This is a genomic window from Thermogutta terrifontis (assembly GCF_002277955.1).
GTDB classification, from domain to species: Bacteria; Planctomycetota; Planctomycetia; order Pirellulales; family Thermoguttaceae; genus Thermogutta; species Thermogutta terrifontis.
On sequence record NZ_CP018477.1, the window covers coordinates 2,952,225 to 2,968,680 of the forward strand.

The 16,456-nt window shown below is 57.8% G+C and carries 10 protein-coding genes; 3 read left to right on the forward strand and 7 right to left on the reverse strand.

Annotated elements, in window-relative coordinates; translation table 11 throughout:
- Nucleotides 1-28: 28 nt before the first annotated feature.
- From THTE_RS10975 to THTE_RS11000, 5 genes are all read right to left on the reverse strand, one after another.
- Nucleotides 29-1,273, reverse strand: a complete 1,245-nt coding sequence (locus THTE_RS10975) for a coiled-coil domain-containing protein (protein ID WP_095415483.1) — start codon at nt 1,271-1,273, stop codon at nt 29-31.
- A 280-nt stretch (nt 1,274-1,553) separates the two neighbouring features.
- Nucleotides 1,554-3,119 (reverse strand): sialate O-acetylesterase, encoded by a 1,566-nt coding sequence (locus THTE_RS10980; protein ID WP_095415484.1) that lies wholly within the window; start codon nt 3,117-3,119, stop codon nt 1,554-1,556.
- 786 nt (nt 3,120-3,905) lie between these two features.
- Entirely contained in the window at nt 3,906-4,868 is a 963-nt protein-coding gene (locus tag THTE_RS10985) for a methyl-accepting chemotaxis protein (RefSeq protein WP_095415485.1), read from the reverse strand.
- Between the two features lie 58 nt (nt 4,869-4,926).
- Nucleotides 4,927-5,640: an MCP four helix bundle domain-containing protein gene (locus THTE_RS10990; protein ID WP_095415486.1), complete on the reverse strand. Its 714-nt coding sequence runs from the start codon at nt 5,638-5,640 to the stop codon at nt 4,927-4,929.
- Between the two features lie 531 nt (nt 5,641-6,171).
- On the reverse strand, nt 6,172-9,480 hold the full coding sequence (locus tag THTE_RS11000; RefSeq protein ID WP_095415488.1) for a discoidin domain-containing protein: 3,309 nt from the start codon (nt 9,478-9,480) through the stop codon (nt 6,172-6,174).
- A 579-nt stretch (nt 9,481-10,059) separates the two neighbouring features.
- Between THTE_RS11000 and THTE_RS11005 the strand changes: the two genes are divergently transcribed.
- Together THTE_RS11005 and THTE_RS11010 are read left to right on the forward strand one after the other, a co-directional pair.
- Nucleotides 10,060-11,415 carry a TrpB-like pyridoxal phosphate-dependent enzyme gene (locus THTE_RS11005; protein WP_095415489.1) on the forward strand — a complete coding sequence of 452 codons (1,356 nt, stop codon included), beginning with the start codon at nt 10,060-10,062 and terminating at the stop codon, nt 11,413-11,415.
- An 82-nt stretch (nt 11,416-11,497) separates the two neighbouring features.
- On the forward strand, nt 11,498-12,706 hold the full coding sequence (locus tag THTE_RS11010) for an acetylxylan esterase (RefSeq protein ID WP_095415490.1): 1,209 nt from the start codon (nt 11,498-11,500) through the stop codon (nt 12,704-12,706).
- A gap of 54 nt (nt 12,707-12,760) precedes the next feature.
- Here THTE_RS11010 and THTE_RS11015 read toward each other — a convergent pair whose 3' ends face one another.
- Nucleotides 12,761-13,237, reverse strand: a complete 477-nt coding sequence (locus THTE_RS11015; protein WP_095415491.1) for a carboxypeptidase-like regulatory domain-containing protein — start codon at nt 13,235-13,237, stop codon at nt 12,761-12,763.
- 299 nt (nt 13,238-13,536) lie between these two features.
- Entirely contained in the window at nt 13,537-14,595 is a 1,059-nt protein-coding gene (locus THTE_RS11020) for a DUF1559 family PulG-like putative transporter (RefSeq protein WP_095416860.1), read from the reverse strand.
- A 909-nt stretch (nt 14,596-15,504) separates the two neighbouring features.
- Here THTE_RS11020 and THTE_RS11025 point away from each other — a divergent pair.
- Nucleotides 15,505-16,425 carry a sugar phosphate isomerase/epimerase family protein gene (locus tag THTE_RS11025; protein WP_095415492.1) on the forward strand — a complete coding sequence of 307 codons (921 nt, stop codon included), beginning with the start codon at nt 15,505-15,507 and terminating at the stop codon, nt 16,423-16,425.
- Nucleotides 16,426-16,456 lie beyond the last annotated feature (31 nt).

The window sequence follows — 16,456 nt, forward strand, 5'->3', positions numbered from 1 at the left end:
TCTCTGTTTGGGCAAAGCAGTCGGCCGGTCAAGAGTTCGGAGGGCCGTTGAGCCCCAGTCGGGTAAGCCAGCGACCTCGCGGTGGCTTGGCCTTGTCGCCGGAGGCCGACGCACTTTCCAGAGCTTGCAATTTCTCTTCGAGTTCGCGCTGTTTTTCCTCCAGCAGGGCGCGCTCGCGGGCGATTTTCGCCCGTTCCAGAGAGATCTCCAGCTCAGCCTTGCGGAGTTTTTCCTTCCACTCCTCTTCCAACTGACGGAGATGTTCACGTTGCTGACGAATGACTTCATCCTGATCGAGCAACCGCTCCAGCGCGGCGGCACCTACGGCCACAGAGCCGATACTCGTGGCCTGCTCTTCAAGCAGACGTCGAAGTTCGGCGATTTCATTGTCCTTTTCGGCGAGTAGTGCTTCCGTCCGGGTGATAATTTCCTCAATACGATCCCGCTCTTTCTGAAGCGTGCCATCCGAAGAATCTTCAGACTCCGACTCCAAAGCCGCCAGGATTCGCTGTTTTTCGGCTTCCCAATTGAGAATCCGGCCATCGCTGGCACCACCCGGGGCCGGCCCGTTGGACTGCGCTCGCGCCAGCTTCTTCTCCAATTCTGCATTCTTCTGTCTCAGTTCACGGATTTCCGCCAGGGCGAGATTATATCTTTCCTGAAGCTCGGATTGCGTTGACCCATTTCCTTCGCGGCGAAGAGCCTCCAGTTCTTCCTCAAGCTGGCTGCAACGAAGCACAAGGGCGTTGAGCGCCGCCTCGCGATCATTCCACTGGTTTGCCCACTGCTGTCTTTCGCGCTCAAACTGCGTCAGGAGTTGTTTCTCCCTGGCCTTCCAACTGTCTTCGCTGTCCCCAGAATGCTGCTGAAGTGCTGTCAGGCGGGTTTCCAAATCTTCCTTGAGGTTTCGCACCGACGCCAGTTCTTCGCGGACGGCCACCAGCTCCGCTGTGAGCCGTTCCAGGCAAGCGGTTTGCTGTTGGAGGGGTTCCTGCCATCCGTTGCCAGACTTTTGAATCATGGCCTCCAATGTAGGAATCAGCGAGGCCAGTTGCTGAGAAAGACCGCTATCACTGGAAGAAGCCGACGCCGGGACGGTCTCGGCGCTGCGGAGAGCCTGCTCGAGAGCGATTTTCAGTCCTTCCCCGGCCAGGCGAAGCCGTTCTTCCTGACGCGCGAAAATCTCGCGGCATCGGCTCTGTTGATGCTGAAGACGTCTGAGGAGCGCTTCCGCCGAGTTCACCGGCGCCGCGAGTCCTTCACTTGCCACCATGGGACGGGACTTTCTTGACCAAGTTCGTGGTAGATGAGATCTCCGCCAATAAAATTGCGGGGAATTATCCCTGTAAAATCCATATCGCCGGCAATGCCAGCACTCCCTAATGAACGAGTAGCTCACAGATGGCGGCCAGTCAAATGGGCGGAAATCAAACACCGGAGTGCTGATTTTTTGCACCGACCAGGCCAAATCAAACGGGGACGGCAACTGTGCCGTCCCCGCGATGTGGAGATGCTGTTCGCGCCTCACACGCCAAGGATGGTGAGACGTTGACTCATTGGGCATCCTTCGTCACGCCCGGGAAGTCGTCGGTGCGGAATGGGCTGGCTGGCAATCCCGCTTTATTCCAGAGATTGACCACTGGATAGTTGGCCCAACCAAACCGCACGGCGACCGGCTTTTCCACCTGCGGGCTCCACACGACGACGGTGTCGCCCTGAATCTCTGCCTCCGCGTTGACGAATTTTCGATCTTCGCCGCAGATCGTGAAGCCCGTCAACTTGTCACCCTTGCAGACCAATCCGCCGTCCACATGGGTGAAATGGAGGATCACCTTGTTGCCCTGAACTTCCATGTGGTCGTAGATGGGGCCCGAGTACTCGATATCTTCACCGTAGGCCAGCGCCCTTGCGGCAATGGCGAGGCGTTCACCGACCGGCTGCTTCTTTTTGGGGTGAATATCGTCTTCCTCACCCACGTCAGTGATAACAGCCATCGCCGTATTGCGGGTATTGAGCATGGTCAAAAGCTGTGCCTCGCGGAGTTCCGCCCAGGCACTTTCGGTCGGCTCCGTTTCAATTTTCATGAAGGGAGCTAGTTGCACGAAGAGGAAGGGAAAGTCTCCCTGATTCCACGCTTCCCGCCAGGAGGCAATCATTGCCGGGAAGAGTGTGCGGTACTGGTAGGCCCGCCCCGCATTCGATTCCCCCTGATACCAGATAGCCCCGCGAATGGCATATGGGATGAGCGGCGCGACCATGGCGTTGTACAAGCCACCGGGACTGTGCGGATGTTCCGGTCCCATCGGAGGGCTGGGAGGCCGTCGATTGAACTGCTCACCCTTTTCCTTGGCCTGGCGAGCCTGTTGGCGGTATTCCGCCATGGCCTCCTCGTACTTCTTCATATTCTCGGGATACTTGGCCAGCGCATCGCGGAAGCGGTCCACGATGGGGGAAAGCTCAGGCATATTGATGAGTTTGTGCCAGTTCGTCCAGGCCTCGGCCGGCGTCCCGCCATACGAGGTGTTGATCAATCCCACAGCCACCCCGAGCTTCTTTTGCAGGCTGCGTCCGAAAAAGTAACCCACAGCGGAGAAGTCCGCCACCGTGTCCGGACCACAGACTGCCCAGGCTCCGTTCACGTCGGTCTGCGGTTCGGGCTTGGCCTGGCGGGGCACGGTGAACAGCCGAATCATGGGATTGGCCGAGTTGGCGATTTCTTCTTCGGCGTTGGCTGACGCCCGCACCGGCCATTGCATATTCGATTGTCCGCTGCAAATCCAAACCTCTCCGATCATAACATCTTTGAGGACAATTTCATTCTTGCCCTGAATTTTCAGCTCGTACGGTCCGCCCGCGGGCACGGCCTGAAGTTTGACCATCCACCGCCCGTGTTCGTCTGCTTTGGTGGAAACTTTTTGATCGCCCAGAGTAACAGTCACCTCTTCGCCCGGATCGGCTGTCCCCCAGACAGGAATCGGCATCTGCTGTTGCAGGACAGCATGGTCGGAAAACAGGGCCATCGGTTTAACGTCCGCCCGGGCTGCGGTGAGGGCCCATCCCACCCAACACAGGCCGGTTAACAGCAGGACACTTCTCCAGTGGTGCCACACGCGTTGCATTGTCGCGGTCTCCTTGTTCAAAACACCAACCGACACCGTCGCTTCCAAGGTGGAAGCGCGCTTCACAAAACAGCGCCTATTGTGTGTCCGCAGAAAGCCGCATGCAAGCCACCCGGTTGTTGCCCCATCCGCAGTTTTGCAAAAACCCACGAGATGCCACGGGCGCAACGTGCTGTAGGGGCAATTCATGAACTGCCCCTACCAGTCCCAGGGCCCGGATGAAATGGGCCCGCAAATGGAACCGAACATTCGAGCGCTTCTCAGGATTCGGAGATCAACGGGACGATCGCTCAGGACGGCATCTGCGTCTGTTGGAGGGGCGTCTTCCACGGTATCCGGTGAACACGGAGAGGCACGCTTCTCGTGCCCGGCGAAACGCAATGCGTCATCTCACGCTGGGAAGCGGACCTGACGAGCATATCCCTCCGAGATGTGGAGTGCGGGGCTTTAGCTCCGCTTTCAGCGCGGGACTTCAGTCCCCGCCGAAGGCAAATGGATGATCCAATGTCGAATGGCGGACCTGACACGCACGTCCCTCCGGGATTGCACCTGACAAGGAGGTCCCTGCGAGCTGAATCCCGCTCCGACGTGAATCGCTTCGAACGACCTCGTCCCCATCGGCAGACCAAAAGTGGGGATGTCTCAAACCCGCGTGATTGCGAAATAAACCGAGCGCCCCGGGGTTGACTGGCGGGGCGCTCGTCGGCAGGAATCGGGCAGTCCTTCTTGGGTACCGAGGTTTGGGAAATTTGGGGCTTACGCGGCCGGCTGCCGGGGGAAGAACAATCAGCTTTGATGGGCCAGCTCGCCACGGGTCTTGAATCGAGCAACGAGCGACCGCAGAGCCGTGGCCTGGGCGCCCAGCTCTTCACTGCACGAGGCAAGTTCGGAGGTGCCCGCGGAGGCTTCCTGCGTGATGGCAGCCACCGATCCGATTGCCTGAACAACCTGCTGAGCGATGGCGGTCTGCTGCTGTGTCACCTCTGCAATTTCGGAGATCATTTGAGAGGTGCTTTCCACGGCCGCCACAATCTTCTGGAGGGCTCCTCCCACCTGTTCGCTCAGTTGTGCCCCCTCCACAATCCGTTCCGTGGACTCCTTGATGAGCGTCGTGATCTGGCTGGCAGCGCGGTTGCAGCGTTCTGCCAGCTTGCGGACCTCGTCGGCCACCACGGCGAAGCCCATGCCGTGCTCACCGGCCCGGGCCGCTTCAATCGCCGCGTTGAGCGCGAGCAGATTGGTCTGGCTGGCGATGTCCGAAATCACACCGATGATCTCGCTGATTTGATTGGCACTTGACCGAATCAATTCCATCGATTCCATAGATTTCTCGACCGACTGAGCCCCCGTGTGAGCCAGTTGATCGGTATTCCGGGCCTGTGCCGCCGCCTCCATAGCCTTCTGCTGAATCTCCTGAATCAACTGGTTGAGTGTTTGGACAGAGCGGGTCACCGATTCAATCGCTTCAACCTGGTTTTGTGCGCCCGCTGCAATATCCTGAGAGCGCGTGGCCACAATCTGTGACCCCTCGGCAAATTGGTGGCCGCTCTCCACCACGCTGGCCACGAGAGCCTCCAAGCGATCGATGAATCGATTAAACCACATCGCCAGCTCACCGAATTCGTCGCGCGTAACGGCGGGGAGACGCTTCGTCAAATCACCCTCACCCTCTGCAATATCGCGGAGCAATTCCGTGGTGGTGCGAATCTGGCGAAGCGTCTTGCGAATTAGATAAAAGACGCCACCCATGCACACGAGCCCACCAACCAAAATGGAACCTAGGAAAACGAACAATGTGCGGCGCGCCTCACTTCGGATCCGATGGCTGATCTCCTCGGTCTGCGCTGCAGTCGTCTGGATAGCGCTGATTTGCCGCGATCATGCTATTTCGCTCGGCAGTTGCTTTCAGTACCCGTTCGATCTGCGCCTGTTGTTCATCCTGCATCACATCGAGGATATGCCGGGCCTCATCAAAATGGGCCACCGAGGCAGCCCTGCTAATTTCCGTGGCGGCCTCGCGCTGATCAGGGTGAGCCGCTTTGGCTACGACCTCGCTGGTCACAGATTTCCACGCCTGAAAAGCCTCCTGGAATTTCTGATAAAGCTCGCGGAGGGTAGGCGAATCGTATTTTTCGAGGGACTTTTTCACCCGCTCTTCGGCCTGTCCGAGGTTCTCCTCGCTGGCCTGCTTGGCTTTTTCCCATGCTTCAGGGGTACTGGCGGCGAGGGCTTCCCGTTCCGCCACAAGTGCCTGGTACATATCCCGGTCAGCATTCAGCATGAGAGTGATGCTCTCGTAGCGTCCCGCGACTTCCGGCAAATCCTGGGATATGAGCGCTCCCACTTGCTCGTTGATGAGCGGGTTGATTTTGTGCTCGACCAGGGTGGGGATTTGATGTTCTGCCACGTCATGGAGCGCTCTGTCCAGCGTAGCTAATGCGTACCATCCCACCGCGGAGACCGTTACCATCAACAAACCAATAAACCCAATAAGCAAATAGGCTTTGGTGCGCAATCGCATGGTCTTCACAACTCCCTGAAATGTTAACGCCGTTCTTGAGACTTTCACCGCAACCACTGCCATTAGGGTGCGTCTCGCGATGCATCGCGATCGACGACTGACACACGATCACAACAAAGGACGTCTTTGAATGGCCAACGTGGTCGAAAATAGGGCACACGGCTCACGAGAAGACTCTCTCGGAAACTGTCGAGGCCTTCTTGGCTGTTCTTTGCGGAGCCGAGTGCCGGGCTGGCTTGCCAGCGGATAGCGACTCCATTCGCAGAAACTATAGGTCATGAATTTGGAGGCGTGAGAAAACGTCTGAAGAATCGTTGACTTTGCATCCCGCGAATCCACCGACGGATCCGGAATCAAAAGCTCGAGCACAATTACACCAAATCCCACGTGCAACTTTCCAGAAAAGCTGTAATCTTGATACCAGCTAGTCCCGTACAGGCCACACAACAGACACTACTGTTGGGCCGCCATCTGGCGGAACGTGACCCCGCCGCCGCAATTGCCCCAGAAGCCTATAGTCTTTAATAGTTCTCAACGCTGATCGGCCGGAATGATGTCGATCTCGGCAATTGAGGTGAAAGGCTGGCCGCGAATTTCCTTCAAGGCAACGAGTTTGAGGAATCGGGCTCGGATCGACTGTGGGAAGCGGATAACTCTTTCGATCGCTCGGCCGTCCCAGGTGCCCCGAACAATGGCATCGCCCCAGGCCTGGCCGTCATCGCTCAGAAAGACAGCAAATTCAGCAATTCGCCCGTTAGGATTGCTGTCCTGCCGGGGTAGGACTCTCATCCCGGCCATGAGCACAGGCTGCCCCAAATCAACGATGATTTCATGCGGCGGGGGCGCGGCCACCGGGTCCCAGGCGGTATGCCACATCGTCTGCGGATCACCGTCAATCGCCAAAGTCGGTTCGTAGCCTGGTTGGAAGCTGTCGGCGGTGGCCTTCGCGCCAAGGGTTTCGAGGAGACGCGGCTTACGCCACAGGGTTTGCCACTGTACCTCGGTAACCGTGACCGCCGGCTGGAAATTCTCGGAAAGCATGTAACGAATGAGACTGCTTCTCAGTTGGCGGGCAACCACTCGTGTGGATAAATCATGCAGCACGTCCATTGAACACACCAAAAGCCGACCGTTTCCAACCCTCGCTTCCCACAGAAGCCCGAGCTTCCGGGCTTCGCACCAGTCATCGATGGCCTGAACGATGGGGCGGAGATCCCGGGCTAACCCGTCCAGAACCATCGGCGTGCATGCGTCGAGAAGCTCCTGCCACTGCCAGTCGGCATGAAAATCGGTCGGAAAATCCTTGAGCGCAGGATGCTCAGGATCACAAAGTATTCCCACCATATGCACTTTTTGAGTGGGAAAGGTAATCCGGTTCCAGAAAATCGGCTGGAATGTCCCCAGCGTATCTCCCCCAATCCATTTCCTCTCCGGTATGAAAAGAACGGTTCTGCCCTCCTGGGCAAATCTCCACGCCGTGTGTGGATCTGTGGCCAGTGCAATTTGATCCGGGATCTCCGTGGAAACCTCGGCCGGATAAACCCAAATTTTCCAGTCATTGGTCACATCACTATTCTCAAGGCATACTTTCAGCCTGAGGACGGCCGGCGCGGGCACATTGCGAAGGTCGACACTTTGCACTGACCCTTCGGTGAGCTGACCGGTGGGATAATCCCGGGGGACCGTTTGCCCAGCCGCAATCACCCGCGGTTCCGGATTTTCTTGGCACAATTCCCATTTCAGCACGGCGTCTCTGAGGTCCTCCGGACCGTAATGGGCCAGATCGAGCTGGAATTCGAGTTTCTCCTGGTTGGTCCAAACGAACTTTTTCAGCCGAGCCAGTGGAACGGTGCTGTTGCAGAAACGTCGATATTCCCCGGGAGAACAGTACCCCTTGCTTTCCCAAAACGCGTCCAGCACACCGACAGGAGCGGTCCCCTGTCCGGGAAAATCGTGCAGATCCAGCAGTTGAAAACCGGCCATGCCCGGCGTCCGCAAAGCGGCTTCGATCTCCTGCTTGTAGAGGATCACCTGAAATCGGCCGGAAGCCCGGATGAAATCCGCCGCCTGATCGTAGAGGCCCTTCTTTTGCAGGATGTCGCGAAACACCTCCATATTGGACCCGCGGAAAAACCCTGTGTACTTCTCAGGTTCGGAGACCACATTGGGGTAAGCGCACCACTGACCGATCTCGTGGCTGACGACGGGAATTCCTGCTTTGGCGATAAATTCACGGTAGTCGAGCCAGGTTTGCCCTGGTTTATTCAACTGCAGAGGTCCCCAGGCCTGAAGGCGCGGAGCCGGTGTGACGTGATATTGATTGGCTGGTAACTGAGGCCAACCTGAGCCGGCCGAGTAACAGCGTCTGGGATCGGCAGCCTTTTGTGTTTCCACCCATTTGGTAAGAAAGGCGTCCCGCTTGGCCACAGAGGGCCCGCCCGGCTCATTGCTCGCTACCATCAACAGGAAGGAAGGATGATTTCCATACGTCCTGCGAATGCGTGCCGCCTCGGCGTACACAAACGCGTCCTGCGGTTCGCCATTGCCGAACGAGGCCCAGCAGGAGCATTCCACCTGGTAGTAAAAGCCCATTTCGTCGGCCGCGACAAAGGCGGCCTCCGGTGGGCACCAGGAATGAAAGCGCAGGTGGTTGAGGCCGTAGCTCCGCGCCACAGAAAGAATCCGCTTCCAGGACTCCACGTCCGTGGGAGGATGGCCTTCCCGGGGAAAAATGCAGCATTCCAGTGTGCCCCGGAGGAAGATGGGGCGTCCGTTGAGAACAAACTGAGTTCCGCGGACTTCCAATTGCCGCAAGCCAAATGTCACCGTTTCCACATCATGATACGTCCCTTCTCCACGGTCCTGGGTTTTTAACTCCACCGTCAGATCGTACAAAACGGGATGAAATTCATCCCAAAACCTTGCTCGGCCATCCAGGGAATAGCGTACCCGCTGGCGCAGGCCGTCTGCGTCCCATCGAACGGGAATTTCCAGTGCGCGGAATTGTTCTGCTGGAGCAGAATCCGCCTGGGCGGCGTGTGCCCTGGCCGCCAGGAGCAACTGCCCGTGACCGCTGACGCCCGTCCGATTTCCGAGGGTGATTTTCACCTCCACCGCATGCTGGGCCACATCGGGGTAAACCTGGACGTCATCGATCCACACCGGGGGACGACGACGCAGTTCCATGCGTCCCACAATCCCGTTCCAGTTCCCCTGGGTCTCATCAGAAATGCTGTGCGCGCTTTTGCCCACCGGAATCAGGTAACGGTTATCTACGGAAATCGTCAAGCGATGCTTTCCCGGTGTGAGGTATTCCGAGAGATCATAAACGTGGGGCGTGGCCAGGGAATTCTGGGAACCCACCTCTCGATCGTCGATCCAGAGCGTGCTCTGCCAGTGGACACGCTCAAGGAAAAGGACAATGTGGTCACCCTGCCAATCTTCTGGAATTGTTACCTCCCGCTGGTACCAGGCCGGGCCGACATAATGACGCGGCGGAGTCAGAAAAAAAGGAGAACGAAAGTTCTCACGCGTCCAGTAAGGAGCGAACAGAGAGTCGTTTGCCCTTTTCAATCCGATTCCCGCCAGCCATTGGCTCTCCGGTCCAGGCGGATCGCCATATCCCTGCGCCTGAAGCATTCCCGGCAGTTGGATGCGATCCGGCAACGCGGTGTCGTACCACCGTTCTACCCGGCCACGATCCTCTGGATCCAGTCGGAAGGACCACTCACCGGATAGATCGACCGCTCGCTCTGTCGCGTGAATCTTGGCCGACCAGGCTATGCTTACTGCGAACGCCAATACTAATCCCAACTGACCGTATTTCGGTGATCGCGACATGAAAGGCAGTCCCTCCGCAAAGATTTTGCTTCATCCCATCGGAAAATGACGAATCGCTCTGCGCTAACGCATGGTCCCGTCGGACCATGGCTGTAAAAACCTCGATTAATGTACTGCAAGAGGCGTTTCTCCGCGACCCACTCCGTCGGAAGATCGCCAAGCATTCAACACGTTTCCAGGTCCGAACCGTCCGTCGCAGAAGAGATCCAGAGCGCATTCAGGGCCGGCTCAAGAAGGGCCGGTTTCACCCGGATTAACGGCACGCCGCGGAAGGCGTCCCTCCAGTGGAGGCTGTGGAACACGTCGCGCCCGTGGGCGGATGGGCGGGTCGGGTGTCACCCCGACCGATCGCGATTCTGTCACGAGAAAATCGCCGGTCAACCGACAAGTGAGGCGAAACCGACGGACCAGAAATTTTTATTTGCCCCCGGAAATCCGTGAAGCATCATGGTATAAATAAGGTTTTCGACGGTTCTCGCCCGAACACGATTGGCCCTGTCCGGGCGTGGCGCCCGGCCCGGCGCGATGCGAGCCATCATAACAAATCTGTACAGCGCGAATTTGCTGAAGGGAGGATGTATGGAGCTGAAACGGTCTCTCCTGCCGGAAAGCGACCTGCCTGTAGAGTGGTACAACCTGCTGGCCGATCTGCCTGAACCGCTTCCACCGCCGATTCATCCGCTGACCAAGGAACCCCTGGATCCTGCCGCTTTGGAACGCATTTTCGCGAAGGAGCTGATCCGGCAGGAAGTCAGCCAGGAGCGATGGATCGGCATTCCCGACGAAGTGCGCCGGGTGTACGCCCTATGGCGTCCCACGCCCCTCGTTCGCGCTCGCAATCTGGAAAAGGCGCTGAAAACCCCTGCTCGGATTTACTTCAAAGACGAAAGTCACAGCCCGCCCGGAAGTCACAAGCCTAACACAGCGGTTGCCCAGGCTTACTACAACAAGATTCAGGGAATCCGACGCCTATCGACGGAGACAGGTGCCGGCCAGTGGGGATCTTCTCTGGCGTTTGCCTGCTCCTTCTTTGGGCTGGAGTGCAAGGTTTATATGGTCAAGGTGAGCTATCACCAGAAACCTTATCGACGTGTCATGATGCAGTTGTGGGGAGCCACGGTAACGCCGAGTCCCTCGGAGGAGACGGAATGCGGGCGCAAGATCCTCGCCAGCGACCCCAACTGTCCCGGAAGCCTGGGAATCGCCATTAGCGAAGCCGTCGAAGTTGCCCTCAAGAACGACGACACCAATTACACACTGGGGAGCGTTCTCAACCACGTGATGCTCCATCAGACCGTCATCGGTCTTGAGGCCGAAAAACAGATGAAAGAGTTCGGCGATTGGCCAGATGTTGTCATCGGCTGCGTCGGCGGCGGAAGCAATTTTGCTGGCTTGGCTTTCCCGTTCCTCCGCCACAAACTGGCAGGAAAGGAAATGCGTTTTGTGGCGGCAGAGCCGAAGGCCTGTCCCTCGCTCACCCGAGGCATGTACCGCTACGATTTCGGCGACACCTCGATGCTCACACCGTTGCTCAAGATGCACACGCTGGGACACAGCTTTGTGCCAGCCGGCATTCATGCGGGTGGACTGCGATATCATGGAATGGCCCCGATGGTGAGCTTCGCCGTCAAACTGGGCCTGGTGGAAGCTGTGGCCCTCCATCAACGGGAATGCTTCGAGGCCGCCAGGCTCTTTGCCGCCACGGAGGGAATCATCCCGGCACCGGAAACCTCGCACGCCATTCGGGCGGCGATTATCGAGGCCCTGAAATGCAAGGAAACCGGCGAAGAGAAGTGCATTCTCTTCAATCTGAGTGGCCACGGAATTTGCGACCTGGGCGCTTACGAGCGCTATCTGGCCGGAGAGCTGGAAGACTACGAATTGCCACAGGAACAAATCGATCAGGCCCTCGCTGAACTGCCTGCCGTCGAGTAGGAGGCTATCCTCTAATCTGCGGCTGACCGCACCTGTCGGCCTACGTCTATGATTCATGAAAACCTAAAAAAGGAGGCATGCCATGACCTATACAGGGCGTGGTAGCGGGCGACTGGCCGCCCGAGCCGTGACAGTTGCATTTGCCCTGGCGCTCCTTTTTGGCGCAAACCTGCCGGCGGAGAAGATCGGCCCATGGGATACCGATCTCCTCTTTCAGCCCCCGACTGTGGAATGGGGCGAGGAAAAAGACGGGGTCCGCGAACTCTTCTACCAGGGAGAGCCTTTTCAGGGAAGACCGACCCGCGTGTACGCCGTTTACGCTCAGCCGCCGGGAACCGGTCCCTTTCCTGCCATGGTGTGTGTCCACGGAGGTGGCGGCACGGCGTTTCCGGAGTGGGTCCGACTGTGGGCGGAGCGTGGATACGCGGCGATCTCCATGGACCTGGCCGGTTGTGGCCCCCAACGGCAGCGTTTACCGGATGGTGGCCCTGATCAATCCGACGATTCCAAGTTTCGTTCTTTCGACGAGAATTCAGTTACCGAAATGTGGACATACCATGCGGTGGCGGCGGTGATTCGGGCACATTCACTCCTGCGGAGTCTGCCTCAAATCGATGCTGATCGCATCGGTGTCACCGGGATCAGTTGGGGCGGTTATCTCACATGCATCGTGGCTGGAGTGGATAGCCGTTTTCGACTGGCCATTCCCGTTTACGGATGCGGATTCCTCCACGAGAACAGCGTGTGGCTTCCCCGATTTGAAAAGATGTCACCGGAACAGCGTGAACGATGGGTCCGCTTTTTCGACCCTTCCCAATATCTCGGTCGCGTGCGATGTCCGATCTTTTTCCTTAACGGCACAAACGATTTCGCCTACCCGCTTGACAGCTATCGCAAATCCTACGACCTCGTACCGGGAGAGAAATACATTCGCATCGAAGTCCGCATGAAGCACAGCCATCCCGACGGTTGGGCGCCGCGAGAAATCGGCCTTTTCGCCGACGCCCTGCTCAAAGGAGGACAACCGTTACCCCGGCTCTCTTCTCTCCACCGTGAGGACCGGACGGTCTGGGCCGAGGTGACGTCGGTCGTACCTGTGAAGCAAGCCCATCTGAATTACACCGTCGACGGTGGTCGGTGGCAGGACCGTCAGTGGACGTCCATCCCCGCCAGGCTGGAGCAGAACCGCGTGGTGGCAGAACTGCCTTCCGAACAGTTGTCCGCATATTACCTGGATGTGGTGGATGAAAGAGGGGCGATGATTTCCACGCCCCCCGAGATTGTGCGATAGCCGGGCAAGGGCCCCTGCCGGGTGGAATCGCCCAGGCGTGGGACCGGGATCTTTTTAATCCGTTAGTTCGAACGTGAACTCGGTGGTGGACTCCGTGACTTCGGCTGTTAGGCCTGACGTTTCTGGTGCCGCATATTTCGTGGGGAGTTCGTCACGATATTTGGCGGGGACGGGCGGTGCGTCAGGATCCGTGCTTCCACCTTCCACCAGGACCGATTTCCGGATAGTGACCCGATAGCTGCCCGGTACAACCCCGTCGTTCTTCTCGAATGTCGTCAGGCGTGCCACACCTTGAGCATCCGTCATCCCTGTAGCGGCATGGCCTCCAGACGTGGGCAGGAATTGGACGTTTGCCTCAGCTACCGGTTGGCCCTTGTACTTGACCGTCACTTTTACGGGCACGGTCTTGGGACGCCCCGGCACGGCGCGCTTGCCGCTGCCACAGCCACTCAAGCAAAGCGACAAAGCGACGATAACACCAACAGCAGCCGCTTTTCCCACGGAAGGTCTCCAGTTACGCGCCGTCAGCATGCTTTTCTCCTAAAGCTCGACTTCTTTGGCAGGTTGAGTATCGATAAACCTCAGTCACCGTTTCGCCTGCAGCGATGGAACAATACAAGCCGGCCTGCTAGCGCAGGCCGGGCAAGGAGGTGCGTCATGCCGCCACTCGAGACAGCCTCAAGAGAGCTTTTCGCTGGTCTTGCGACCGCTCTCTTAAGCCCGACGATTTGGCCGGCGCGATTGGCCAGAAATGTCGCGAGGAAAAAAACCACGGAATGCGATCCCCAAGCATCGAGATGGAATGGGGATCAACTCAGGAAATCTCGCGATCAGAATTCCGAACTCGGCTCTCCGCCAGCCTTGGTCCCCAGAGCGCCCCAAACGCCGTACGGGCTCACGCCACCCGCGGTTGGCGATGGAAAGTCGGTTCCCAGGTTCCCTGTGTCAACGGTTTCGGTAACGAATCGCACGGATCCGTCAGCGAATGCCACGTTGACACCACCGGGATGACGACTGCTGGGGGTGTAAATACCCCGTTCCCAGTGGCTGGCTGCATTGGCACAGGAAGCTGAATTGGGCGGAAGAATCGTGGTAAAGCCAGCAAACCATGCCGCACCGTCCGCCCAGCGGAATCCAGGTGCCGTATCGGTGGTGAAGCTTCCCGTCACGTATTTCTTTTGAGCTGGATCATAAGCAGCCCGACAGGTTAATGGATTTGTACCGAGCGCCAATCCCACAACGTTGCCAAGAGAGTTCTGAGCCTTCGGTCGAACACGCTCGGAGAGCAGGGCCGTGTTGCTCGTCCCATCAGTAATATCCGCCATCGATGACCAACTGAAGACGTGAAACACCCCACGGTTTTGGGCACTTGTGGGTGGTGCGTTGAAGCTATCAATGGGCGAATCACCGCCGTTCATGCAGTAGCTCAATGTTCCTCGGGCGGTTCCCGTGGGCGTCACATTGGTCGGATCGCTGGGGCAATTGAGGGCTGGAATCACGGCGTTGTACCAGGTTGTGCCGTTCCATGGTGCCTGATTGGGAAGAGCGTAGATCTGGTCATAGAGCGACTGCTGCTCGATAAACGGAGTCACCGCGGCCCAACCACTCAGACGCCCTCGATGCGTTGTGTTGCTGTTGGAATTCTGATCTCCGGAACCGGCCTGGCGAGCGGGAAACCGATTGTACACATCATGATAATTTTGCATCGCCAGCGCGAGCTGCTTGAGGTTGTTCACGCATTGCGTGCGTCGCGCGGCTTCCCGCGCAGCCTGAACCGCCGGTAACAAAAGGGCGATTAAAATTCCGATAATGGCGATCACTACAAGCAGTTCCACGAGTGTAAACGCCGAGCGCGCACAACTTTTCTTACGAGACAACTCAAAACCCATAAAAAGACCTCCATCCGGAAGCAAATTGAACGGGAAAAACGGATACCACAGACACACAAAACCGAACCCTAAGGCGCTGCAAAACCCCCGTGCAGCGAGCGTCCTCTCCCTGACGAAAGAACCCAGCGGGGACAAGCCCGGGGAATTGGGCGGGAAACTAACGGCGGGTTTTTTCAGCATTTAACTTCCATCGTAGATGGCCTTTTGACTGCTGTCAAGTAACCGAGTGATGCCCAAGCCCAAGGTTAACAGTGAGGCCGCTCGTCCCGTCACCTCTGTGGGACCTAATTCATCCCCACTTTGCAAAACCCGACGACATGCCACGGGCACAATGGGTTCTAGGGGAAATTCATGAAGTGTCCTACGTCGTCGGAGGGAACCGCTTGTCAGGTCCGCTTTTTCCAACGTTGGACCATCGATTTTGCTTCACCGGGCACGACAAGCGTGCCCCTCCGGCCTTTTTCCGGAGGGACGTGCTTGTCAGATCGGCATCTTCGGAGGGACGTGCTTGTCACGTCCGCCGTTCAATGTTGGATCATTCGTTCCCTTTCGCCGGGGACTGAAGTCCCGCGCCGAAAGCGGGGCTAAAGCCCCGCACTCCATGGAGTGCGGCGATTTATCGCCGCTTTCTTCGTGAAGGCTTTAGCCTTCACAACCTTCCGTCGGTGCAGATGGAACGACGCTAAGCGGTAGGGGCAATTCATGAATTGCCCCTACCATCCGAGAGAATGCGTTTCGGCGATCGGGGGCCTGTCGGATCGCCTGCCCGTTGCAACATGAACTCATGTCATGCCTGTCGCGTCCTGGCCTGTGCCGGAGAACTGGCTTTCCGAACGTGGACTGACTATCCTAATGGGGCGGACGATGTGACGACATTTTTGAGCACGCAAAAGAGAATAAGGTGCTGCCATGACGAATTCCCATGCTTCTACCGGCTATTCGCGACGTAGCGTTTTGAGGGGACTGCTAATGTGCGGGACGATGGCCATTGGGAGTCGGTCCCTTCTTGGGACTGGACTTTTGGCTGAGGAAGTGGCTGGCTCGGGGCAGGCCCTGGAAAAACGTGGCTGGAAACTTGCTTGCCAACTCTACACATTCCGAAGATTTCCTTTTTATGAGGCGATCGAAAAAATCGCGGCTCTGGGGATCAAAGCCGTGGAACCGTGCTTTTTCCTGCCCCTTGATGCGCGCCAGCCTGGCCTCGTCACAAGTGAGGCCCTTCCTCCCGACAAACGTGCGGAAATGAGGCAGAAAATGGCCCAACTCGGCATAACAATGCCCAACTTCTATGCGAACCTTGGCAACGATCAAGATCAGGCACGGAAAGTGTTTTCATTCGCGAAAGAGATGGGCTGCCAGACCGTCGTGGCCGAACCGCCTGCCGACTCGCTCCCCATGCTGGACGAACTCCTGGCCGAGTACGGTCTCACGCTGGCCATCCACAATCATCCCCAGTCACCCAGTTCTCACTACTGGCATCCTAAGAACGTGCTGGGGGCAGTGGAAAAACGTAGCCACCGAATTGGAGCGTGCGCAGACACGGGACACTGGGTCCGCTCGGGCCTGGATCCCGTCGCGTGCCTGAAGCTGCTGGAAGGGCGCATCATTACCCTTCACTTGAAGGACGTGGCGGAATGCGGGGTGGTTGGTTCCCGGGATGTTCCTCTGGGCACGGGAGCGGCCCACTATGATCGCGTCCTGGAAGAGTTGGCCCGGCAAAACTTTCGAGGCGTCATGACCATCGAATACGAGCACGATTCGCCGCAACTGCTTGAAGACGTCGCCAAGTGTCGCGATTTCGTCATCAATTGGGCGGTCCAACACGCGTGAATGCCTTCCATTTAACTTGCGGGTTCTTTCG

What these genes read in the sequence shown, in the direction of transcription:
- THTE_RS10975 (WP_095415483.1), bottom strand. Translation starts at nt 1,273, where the DNA reads ATGGTGGCAAGTGAAGGACTCGCGGCGCCGGTGAACTCGGCGGAAGCG.
- THTE_RS10980 (WP_095415484.1), bottom strand. Translation starts at nt 3,119, where the DNA reads ATGCAACGCGTGTGGCACCACTGGAGAAGTGTCCTGCTGTTAACCGGC.
- THTE_RS10985 (WP_095415485.1), bottom strand. Translation starts at nt 4,868, where the DNA reads ATGGGTGGCGTCTTTTATCTAATTCGCAAGACGCTTCGCCAGATTCGC.
- THTE_RS10990 (WP_095415486.1), bottom strand. Translation starts at nt 5,640, where the DNA reads ATGCGATTGCGCACCAAAGCCTATTTGCTTATTGGGTTTATTGGTTTG.
- THTE_RS11000 (WP_095415488.1), bottom strand. Translation starts at nt 9,480, where the DNA reads ATGTCGCGATCACCGAAATACGGTCAGTTGGGATTAGTATTGGCGTTC.
- THTE_RS11005 (WP_095415489.1), top strand. Translation starts at nt 10,060, where the DNA reads ATGGAGCTGAAACGGTCTCTCCTGCCGGAAAGCGACCTGCCTGTAGAG.
- THTE_RS11010 (WP_095415490.1), top strand. Translation starts at nt 11,498, where the DNA reads ATGACCTATACAGGGCGTGGTAGCGGGCGACTGGCCGCCCGAGCCGTG.
- THTE_RS11015 (WP_095415491.1), bottom strand. Translation starts at nt 13,237, where the DNA reads ATGCTGACGGCGCGTAACTGGAGACCTTCCGTGGGAAAAGCGGCTGCT.
- THTE_RS11020 (WP_095416860.1), bottom strand. Translation starts at nt 14,595, where the DNA reads ATGGGTTTTGAGTTGTCTCGTAAGAAAAGTTGTGCGCGCTCGGCGTTT.
- THTE_RS11025 (WP_095415492.1), top strand. Translation starts at nt 15,505, where the DNA reads ATGACGAATTCCCATGCTTCTACCGGCTATTCGCGACGTAGCGTTTTG.